Origin of the sequence: Mycobacterium sp., from assembly GCF_019247615.1 — a bacterium.
GTDB lineage: Bacteria > Actinomycetota > Actinomycetes > Mycobacteriales > Mycobacteriaceae > Mycobacterium.
This window is the reverse complement of record NZ_JAFBAT010000313.1, coordinates 1-8936: the sequence shown is the minus strand read 5'-3', so window position 1 is coordinate 8936 and position 8936 is coordinate 1. Positions and strand designations below refer to the sequence as shown.

Below are 8936 nucleotides of genomic sequence, written 5' to 3'. Positions count from 1 at the left end.
CGGTTCACCGAGATCGTCAAGATGGTGGGCACCGATCGGGTGCTGTTCGGATCCGACTGGCCGCACCCCGAGGGCCTGAAGGACCCCATCTCCTTCGTCGACGAGCTCACCGACTTCGAAGAAGAAGACGTCGCCAAGATCATGGGTGGCAACCTGATGAAGCTGATGAAGGTCTCCGCGCCCTCGAAGAAACCGGTCTCAGCCTGACGGAGGTTTCACCTCCTCGCGGCCGTGACAAAATCTTGTCGTTCACACCGTGATATCGGTTGCTAATCTGGGGTACATATACATGCCCGAGTCATGCCTCTGATCGGGCTGTGTGACTACATGGATAGGTACCCCGGGAGAGACGGCCAAATGGTCGCCGACAAGGACTGGGACAAGACCGTCGGTGCGGCAGATGACGTTCGCCGCGTCTTCGAGAATGTTCCATCGATGCTGATCGGGCTCGAGGGGCCCGATCACCGGTTCGTGGCGGCCAACAAGGCATACCGGGCGCTGAGTCCCACGCCCGCTCCCATAGGGCTGACGGCGCGGGAGGTGTATCCCGCGCTGGAGGGCCAGCAGGTCTACCAGATGCTCGATCGCGTCTATCGGACCGGCGAACCGCAAGTGGGCAACGAGTGGCGGCTGCATGCCGACTACGGCACCGGACTCGAGGAACGGTTCTTCGACTTCGTCGTCACCCCGCGCCGCGGGGACGACGAAGCGATCGAGGGGGTGCAGGTCCTCTTCGACGACGTCACCGAGCGGGTACGAGCACGGCTGGCCACCGAAGCACGCTTGCACGGGTTGTCCGAGCGCTACCGCAACGTCCGCGATTCGGCCACGGTCATGCAGCAGGCCTTGCTGGCCCCCTCGGTGCCGGTCGTCGCCGGCGCCGACATTGCCGCGGAATACCTGGTGGCTGCCGAGAACACCGCGGCCGGGGGCGACTGGTTCGACGCGATCACCTTCGCGGATCGGTTGGTCCTCATCGTCGGCGACGTCGTCGGACACGGCGTCGAAGCCGCTGCGGTGATGTCGCAGCTGCGCACGGCGCTGCGGATGCAGCTGACTGCGGGCCACACCGTCGGCGAGGCGCTGGAGGCGCTCGATCGTTTTCACGAACATGTGCCGGGGTCGAAGTCGGCCACCGTGTGTGTCGGGTCGCTTGACTTGGCCACCGGCGAATTCCAGTACTGCACGGCGGGCCATCCGCCGCCGCTACTGGTGAGCGCCGACGCGCAGGCGCGTTACGCGGAACCTTCGGGAGCGGGTCCGCTGGGCAGCGGGACCGGGTTTCCCGTCTGCTCGGAGTGGCTCCAAATGGGCGATGCGGTCCTGCTGTATTCCGATGGACTTGTCGAGCGTCCCGGGCGGCCCCATGGAGCGAGCACGGCGGAATTCGCCGAACTGGCCGCGAGCATCGCCGGCGGCAGTGGCGGCTTCATCATCGATCCCCCGAAACGGCCGATCGACCGCATGTGCTCCGAGACGCTGGAGCTGCTGCTCCGGTCGACAGGCTACCAGGACGATGTCACATTGCTTGCGGCGCAACGGCATACATCCCCGCCACCGCTGAACATCACGCTCGATGCGACCATCCACGCTGCCCGCACCGTTCGCACCCAACTTCGCGAATGGCTGAAGGACATCGGTGCCGACGACGACGACATCTGCGACGTGGTCCATGCGGTCTCGGAATTCGTCGAAAATGCGGTCGAGCACGGGTACGCGAACGGAGTCGCCGGCACGGTTGCCGTCGAGACCACCCTCGCCGGCGATGGCAACCTGCACGCCTCGGTGATTGACCACGGACAGTGGAAGGATCACCGCGAGGGCGAGCGTGGCCGCGGCCGCGGGCTCGCAATGGCCGAAGCCCTGGTGTCGCAGGCGCGGATCGCGCATGGTCCCGGCGGCACGACGGCCACTCTGACGCATCGCCTTTCGCGGACCGCGAACTTTGTCACCGATACGTCTGTCAGCCCGCCAGCCCATGAACGACGCGTCGACTCCGAATTCGCGTCCGTGGTCGGCACAGGCGAGCTAGCGGGCCGGATCACCGTCAGCGGCGACGTAGACGCCATCACCGCATCGACCCTCGACCGCCAGATCGCGGTCGAAAGCCGTTCGGGGATAGCGTCGTTGACGGTCGACCTCAGCGCGGTCACCCACCTCGGATCGACGGCGGTCAGCGCGCTGGCGGCGGCCCGCGACCGGGCGCGCACCCAGGGCGGTGATCTCGTGCTGATCGCTCCGCCCGGTAGCCCGGCGCATCACGTCTTGTCGCTGGTCCAAATGCCGGTGGTCGGCGGCGATCCCGACAGCGTCTTCGCCGAAGGGTAAGCGGTCAGCCCGCCTGGCCGTGCCGCACCTGGTTGAACGGGACCCCACGGTCGGCGGCGTATTCCCGCGGAAAGCCCAGCACCCGTTCACCGATGACGTTGCGCGCCATCTCCGTGGTGCCGCCACCGATGGCGACGTTTTGCCGAGACAGGTAACGCATCCCCGTCTCCAGGCCCTCGCCGAGTTGCCCAACCACACCCACGCTGCCGGCAATCGCCAAGGCGGTGTCGATATCAAGGGTCAGTGTCTCGGAGTGAAAGAGCCTGATGAGCGTTCCGGCGGCCGGAGGCAGCACGCCGTCCCTGACGTTGCGGTACACGTGATCTATCAGCTGCTCGGCCACCGCCCGGTACACGAGGACCCGGCCGGCCATCTCATGCACCCGCTCGTTATCGGCCTGGCCCGTCTTCTCTGCAAGGCCAACGTAGTCAACGGGATTGGTGCTGCCCCCCTCGGTGCCGCTACCACTGGCGAACTCCGAGCCCTGACCGACCGCCCGGCGTTCGTGATACAGCTGCCGCGAGGCCACCGCCCAGCCACCGTTGACCTCCCCGACCACGGCGTCATCACCGACGTCCACGCCGTCCAAAAACTCCTCGCAGAACTCGGTGGAACCGGTGAGCATCGTGATGCGCCGCAACGTGATTCCCGGATGTGCGATGGGCACCAGGAACATCGTCAGGCCTTCGTGCTTGGGCACATTCCAGTCGGTGCGCGCGAGACAAAGCCCGTAGTCCGCGGCAAACGCGCTGGTGCTCCAGGTCTTTGCGCCGTCGATCACCCAACGGTCACCGCGGCGTTCGGCCCGGGTGATGACACCGGCCAGATCCGAGCCGCCGCTGGGTTCGGACAAGAGTTGCACGAGCACTTCCTCGCCGCGCAGGGCGGCGGCTATGTGCCGTCTTTTCTGGTCTTCCCTGCCGGTGTCGAGCAGCGTGGCACAGCAAATGGTGAAGGTGGGCGTGTTGAGGATCAACGGCATCTCGTAGTTGCGGCTTTCGGCGTCGAAGGCCTTCTGGTATTCATAGTCCAGGCCGAGGCCGCCGTACTCTTGCGGAAAGCAAATACCCGCGAATCCTCCTTGATAGAGCCGCTTTTGGAGTTCGCGGGCCCTGTCCCAGGACCGCTGGTCGTCGCGCGGGGCCGGCGGCGGCGACTCGGGGTCGATGGCAGGCATGTTGTCCGCCAGCCAAGCCCGCCCCCGGGCGGCGAAATCCGTTACCGATTCGCTCATTTCGCGCCCCGGCTCGCCTTCTCGGCCTCGTATACCCGTAGATTGTGCTCCTCGGGCGTGCCGAACATGGAGCGGTACAACGTGACCCGCCTCAGATACAGGTGCAGATCGTGCTCCCAGGTGACACCGATGCCTCCGTGCATCTGCACGCACGCCTGAACGATCCGCCCCGCCATCTCGCCGACGTAGGACTTCGCGATGCTGACCGACAATCCCGCCGCGGGTGAGCCGGCGGCCACCTCGTTGACCGCCGCCGCCGTCGTCGCACGACACGCTTCCAGCCACAGCTTCATATCGGCGAACCCGTGTTTGAGTGCTTGGTACGACGCCAACGGACGACCGAAAGTGTGCCGATCCAGCGCCCACTGGACGGTGAAGTCGAACACCGTCTGCAGGATGCCGACCACCTCCGCGCACTGCAGGACCTGGGCCAGCTGGCTCTGCCGGTCGATCAGCGCGGCGGTCTCGGCAGCATTGCCGACAACCGCCGACGGCTCCAGCGCCACCCCGTCGAAATGCACACGCGCGTAGTGCTTGACCAGATCCACCGACTGCTGGGGTTCGACCCGGACGCCGGGCGCGTCCGTCGGGACCAGAAACTGGCGAATCTCGTCGTCGCCGCAGCGCGCCACCACCAGCAGCGCAGCACTCAGGGCGGCGGCCTCGACGCGGTCTTTTATGCCATCGATTCGGAAGCCGCTGTCGGTCTTCGTGGCTGTCACCGACGGCTCCAGCGGCGACCATCCCCGGCCCGGCTCCGAAACCGCCCACGACGCCACGGTCTCGCCGGAAACCATCGACTCAATGGTGGCGGCGTGCGAGCGCGGATCCGAGCAGCCGACGAGCGCCGCCAGCACGACGCTGACCGGGTACAGCGGTCCGGGTGCGACCGTCTTGCCCAGTTGTTCAGCGACCATGGCCAAATCCTCGACACCCCTACCAGAGACGCTGCCGCCGCCCAATTCCTCCGGAACGAGCAGGGCCGTCCACCCCAGTCCCGCGGCCCGCCGCCACCATGCCGGATCGAAGGACTCCCCCGCGGCATGCAGTTCCCGGACCCGCCTCAGCGGCGCTTCTTTCTGCAGAAATGCTTGGGTTGTCGAAGCGAAGAGTATCTTTTCGGGAGAGTCAACAGCGGTCATGGTGCCGGAAGGTTCCTTAGGTGTTGATGATCCGCCGGTTCTCGTCGGAGCTCGCTCGAGACTCTGATGTTAGCAATGAGCAATACGGTAAGAGATACCGGAGTCCAATCGATAATGACGAGCGGCAAGCACGAGGCGAACGAAGCGCCGGAGGATACTGCGTCGCAGGCCGACGCCGCGGCGCTGCTCGAGGAAGCTGAGGCGGAAGCCGCCGCGGCCGAGGCGGTGGCCGCCGCGGCGCAGGCCCGCGCCCGCGCCGCTCGGCTGCGGCGTGCGGCCCTCGGTCTTCCGGAACCCGACGACGATTACGGCGACGATGAGGATTACGACGAGGACTACCAAGACTATGAGGACCACGACGAGGAGCACGACGAGGAGCAGGAAGAGGACCACGACGAGGAAGACCAAGAGGACCACGACGACGTCGACGGTGCCGAGCACGGGGCCGGCGCTGTCGGGTGGCGCCGCCGGCTGCCGGAGATTGCCGCTTTGGCCGCGATCGTCCTCATCGTCTGCTTCGCGGGGCTCATCGCCTACATGGTGGTCGAACATCGCGACACCACCAGGAAGCATGAGCGCGAAGCCGCCTTCGTCGCCGGCGCCAAGCAGGGTGTCGTCAAAATGACCTCCCTCGACTTCAGCAAAGCCAACGAGGACATCCAGCGCGTGATCGAAAGCTCCACCGGCCAATTCAAGGACGACTTTCAGAAGGGGGCCGGCGACTTCATGGCAACGGTCATCCAGTCCAAAGCCGTCACCGAAGGTACCGTGACCGGAGCCGCTCTGGAGTCGATCACAGGAGATTCGGCGGTGGTATTGGTCTCCGCGACGTCGCGGGTCACCAATTCCCCGCCCGGGGACGATGTGCCGCCACTGGTATGGCGGCTCCGAGTGACCGTCGCCAACGTGGACGGGCAGTACAAGATGTCGAAAGTCGAGTACGTACCGTGACCGACGACGTGCGTGACATCGATTCGGCTGCAGCCCAAGCAGACCCGGAACCACAAGCCCAAGCCGAGCCCGAAGCCGAAGGCCAAGCCGAGCCCGAACCCGAACCCGAACCCGAACCCGAACCCGAACCCGAACCCGAGAAGGCCGTAACCGAGGAGCTCGCGGACGGCGAAGCGGACGAGCACTCGCCGGAGAAGCGTCGCCGCCGCGGGATACCCGGCGGGCTGCTGAAAGTCATTGCTGCCGTGTTGGTTTCGCTCGCACTGATCTTAGGCGGCGTGGCCACGTGGATGTATTTCAAGCAGTACCGGCCGGACCGACAGACCGACGCCGCCACCGCACAGTCGGTGATCAACGCCGCGTCCGACGGAACGACGGCGTTGCTGTCGTACTCATATGATTCGCTAGACAAGGACTTCGCCAACGCCCGGACACACCTCGGCGGAGATTTCCTGCCGTACTACGACGAATTCAGCCAGCAGAGCGTGGCGCCGACGGCCATCCAGAGGTCGCTGAAAGCCGTGGCCAAGGTGACGGGCGCGGCGGTGTCGGAGCTGCATCCCGATTCGGCGGTCGTTCTGGTCTTCGTCGATCAGGTCACCACCGCCAGGGACAACGCCCAACCGTCGGTGGCGGTCAGCAGTGTGTTGGTGGGAATGACCCGCATCAACGGGACCTGGCTGATCACCAAGTTCACCCCGGTGTAAACCCCTGGCCCCGTCCGGACCGGGGATGGATCGCGATTCGAGCTGACGCCGTCGGTGTCGACCCCCGCTCCCCGCGCGGAATTCGACGAGGCCCAGCTAAACGGCCGCCGCGCGCAGCACCGGGTCGATACAGGTAATGCCCTGTGGCCGCGCCAGATTCGCTTGCGTCACGACTCGATCCCTTCGGGCTGTTCGCCAGGGATGGCCTTGACGGTCGCCCGGCAGACCGTATAGCGCTCCACCGAGTCGCTTCCGGTCAAATCCTGTGCCCGTTACGGTAACCGCCACGCCGTTGGGCTTCGTTGCTATCTATATTATGATAGCGATATTCGACCAGGAGGAGCGCTGATGACGCTCAGCACCGACCCCAAGGGCCAGGCCGTCACCCTCGATCTCACCGGTGAAACCAGCCCGTATCCGTTCTTCGAATACATGCGGCGCACCGACCCGGTCTGGCATGGCTCGCTGGCCGATCACACACAAATGCCGGAGGAGCTGCGGCCGAACGACGAATGGGTCCTATTCGGCTACGACGGGGTCTTCCAGGCGTTCCGCGACGACCGAATCTTCACCTCGGCCAATTACGACAAGACCATCGGATTGGTCATGGGTCATACCATCCTGGCGATGGGCGGCAAGGAGCACCACGACCATCGCAACCTGGTGGCGAAGGCCTTCCGCGCCACCGCGCTCGAGCGCTGGGAGCCGTCGATCATCGGGCCCGTCTGCGACCAGCTGGTCGACGAGATCAAAAACGACGGCCACGCGGACCTCGTGAAAGCACTCACGTTCGAGTTCCCGACCCGGATCATCTCCACCCTGCTCGGTCTTCCGGCCGAGGATCTCGACATGTTCCGGCGGCTTTCCCTCGACCTCATCTCGATTCCAACCGACATCATGGCCGGGTTGAACGCGGCCGCGGAGTTGCACGGTTACTTCCTCGAACAGGTCGAGCAGCGGCGCCACCAACTCACGGATGACATCATCGGCGATCTGGTCGCGGCCGAGATCGACGGCGAAAAGCTCAGCGACGAGGCCATCATCGCCTTCCTGCGACTGCTGTTGCCGGCCGGCCTGGAGACGACGTACCGGTCGTCGGGCAATCTGTTGTACCTGCTGCTCACCCATCCGGAACAGCTGGCGATGGTGTACCAGGACCGGTCACTGATATCGATGGCGATCGAAGAGGGCCTGCGTTTCGAAACGCCACTCACCATGGTTATGCGGACCACCACCGAAGAAGTCGAAATTGGCGGCCAGACCATCCCCGCGGACGCGCAGATCGACATGTGTATGGGCTCTGCCAACCGCGACGAAAGCCGTTGGAAGAACCCCAACGTGTTCGACATCCGCCGACCGCGGCAGGCGCACATCGCATTCGCCGGCGGGATCCACATGTGCCTCGGCATGCACCTGGCGCGGCTGGAAACCCGGGTCATGCTGAACAGCCTGTTCGACCGCGTCCGCGACTTGGCTTTCGTGCCCGACGACGGCACCGGCCGGGAGCCCAAGATCGTCGGGCTGACCTTCCGGTCGCCCAACAAGCTGCCTGTGACGTTCGCCCCGGTCGCATGAGGAGCCGGGCGGCGATCCTGCATGACGTCGGCGGGCCGTGGTCGGTCGAGGAATTCGAGCTGGACCCGCCCCGCGCCGGGGAAGTCCTGGTCGAAATGGCTGCGGCCGGGCTGTGCCACTCCGACGACCACATACTCAAGGGTGAGATGTCGGCGCCCAACGAGGTGATGCGATCCCTCGGGCTGCCGACCATGTTCCCGACCATCGGTGGTCACGAGGGTTCCGGCGTCGTGCGTGAAGTCGGTGATGGTGTCACCGATTTGGCGCCGGGAGACCACGTGGTGATGTCGTTCGTCGCCGTGTGCGGACGGTGCCGCTGGTGTGCCAGCGGAATGGAGTACATCTGCGACGTCGGGGCCTTCACCCTGACCCCGGGCATGCCCACCGACGGCACCTTCCGCCATCACACGGCGGACGGCAAGCCACTCGGACATCTCGCGAAGGTCGGCGCGTTCGCCGAGCACACTGTGGTAGCGACCAGTTCACTGGTGAAGATCGAGCCGCACCTGCCACTGGCGCCGAGCGCGTTGCTGTCGTGCGCCATTCCGACGGGTTACGGCTCGGCCGCGAACCGCGCCGGCGTGCGCGGCGGCGACACCGTCGTCGTGATCGGCGTTGGTGGTATCGGCACGGGCGCGATCCAGGGCGCCCGCATCAGCGGCGCCGCCCAGATAGTCGCCGTCGATCCGGTGGATTTCAAGCAGAAGTCGGCCCGGCAGTTCGGCGCCACCCACAGTGCCGCAACCGCCCACGAGGCGCTGGACCTGGTGCGCGATCTGACCTACGGCGTCATGGCCGACGCGGTGGTGGTCTCGCCTTCCCTGATCACCCCCGACGACGTGCGTGATGCGCTGAAGCTCACCCGCAAGGGCGGGACCTGCGTGCTCACCGGCATGACCTCGCAGCTGACCCGATCGGTCAACATCGACCTGCAAGAGTTCATTTTGATGAACAAGAGCCTGGCCGGAAGCATATTCGGCTCCTGCAACCCCAGGGCCG

General features: G+C 65.6%; 8 protein-coding genes. 6 read left to right on the top strand and 2 right to left on the bottom strand.

Features of this window, described 5'->3' with window-relative positions:
* The coding region (locus tag JO059_RS21835; RefSeq protein WP_293322642.1) for an amidohydrolase family protein at positions 1 to 207 on the top strand (207 nt) is incomplete at its 5' end.
* A gap of 150 nt (positions 208 to 357) precedes the next feature.
* The gene (locus JO059_RS21830) at positions 358 to 2328 is read left to right on the top strand and encodes a SpoIIE family protein phosphatase (RefSeq protein WP_293322645.1); all 1971 of its coding nucleotides are present in this window, start codon (positions 358 to 360) and stop codon (positions 2326 to 2328) included.
* 4 nt (positions 2329 to 2332) lie between these two features.
* Here the strand turns inward: JO059_RS21830 and JO059_RS21825 are convergent, their stop codons facing one another.
* Both JO059_RS21825 and JO059_RS21820 read right to left on the bottom strand, forming a co-directional pair.
* Positions 2333 to 3562, bottom strand: coding sequence for an acyl-CoA dehydrogenase family protein (locus tag JO059_RS21825; RefSeq protein ID WP_293322639.1), 1230 nt, complete (start codon positions 3560 to 3562; stop codon positions 2333 to 2335).
* Positions 3559 to 4704, bottom strand: coding sequence for an acyl-CoA dehydrogenase family protein (locus JO059_RS21820; RefSeq protein ID WP_293322637.1), 1146 nt, complete (start codon positions 4702 to 4704; stop codon positions 3559 to 3561). Before JO059_RS21820 ends, JO059_RS21825 begins: the two co-directional genes overlap by 4 nt.
* Positions 4705 to 4818: 114 nt before the next feature.
* Between JO059_RS21820 and JO059_RS21815 the strand changes: the two genes are divergently transcribed.
* From JO059_RS21815 to JO059_RS21800, 4 genes are all read left to right on the top strand, one after another.
* Positions 4819 to 5655: a hypothetical protein gene (locus JO059_RS21815; RefSeq protein WP_293322634.1), complete on the top strand. Its 837-nt coding sequence runs from the start codon at positions 4819 to 4821 to the stop codon at positions 5653 to 5655.
* Positions 5652 to 6362: a hypothetical protein gene (locus tag JO059_RS21810; protein ID WP_293322631.1), complete on the top strand. Its 711-nt coding sequence runs from the start codon at positions 5652 to 5654 to the stop codon at positions 6360 to 6362. The genes JO059_RS21815 and JO059_RS21810 overlap by 4 nt, the downstream gene beginning before the upstream one ends.
* Before the next feature lie 348 nt (positions 6363 to 6710).
* The gene (locus tag JO059_RS21805) at positions 6711 to 7937 is read left to right on the top strand and encodes a cytochrome P450 (protein WP_293322628.1); all 1227 of its coding nucleotides are present in this window, start codon (positions 6711 to 6713) and stop codon (positions 7935 to 7937) included.
* Positions 7934 to 8936, top strand: a 1003-nt coding sequence (locus JO059_RS21800) for an alcohol dehydrogenase catalytic domain-containing protein (protein WP_293322625.1), incomplete at its 3' end; no start/stop codon positions are given. The genes JO059_RS21805 and JO059_RS21800, both read left to right, overlap by 4 nt.

Excerpts from the sequence above, each read along its gene's own strand:
- JO059_RS21830 (WP_293322645.1), top strand. The coding sequence starts at position 358 with ATGGTCGCCGACAAGGACTGGGACAAGACCGTCGGTGCGGCAGATGAC.
- JO059_RS21825 (WP_293322639.1), bottom strand. The coding sequence starts at position 3,562 with ATGAGCGAATCGGTAACGGATTTCGCCGCCCGGGGGCGGGCTTGGCTG.
- JO059_RS21820 (WP_293322637.1), bottom strand. The coding sequence starts at position 4,704 with ATGACCGCTGTTGACTCTCCCGAAAAGATACTCTTCGCTTCGACAACC.
- JO059_RS21815 (WP_293322634.1), top strand. The coding sequence starts at position 4,819 with ATGACGAGCGGCAAGCACGAGGCGAACGAAGCGCCGGAGGATACTGCG.
- JO059_RS21805 (WP_293322628.1), top strand. The coding sequence starts at position 6,711 with ATGACGCTCAGCACCGACCCCAAGGGCCAGGCCGTCACCCTCGATCTC.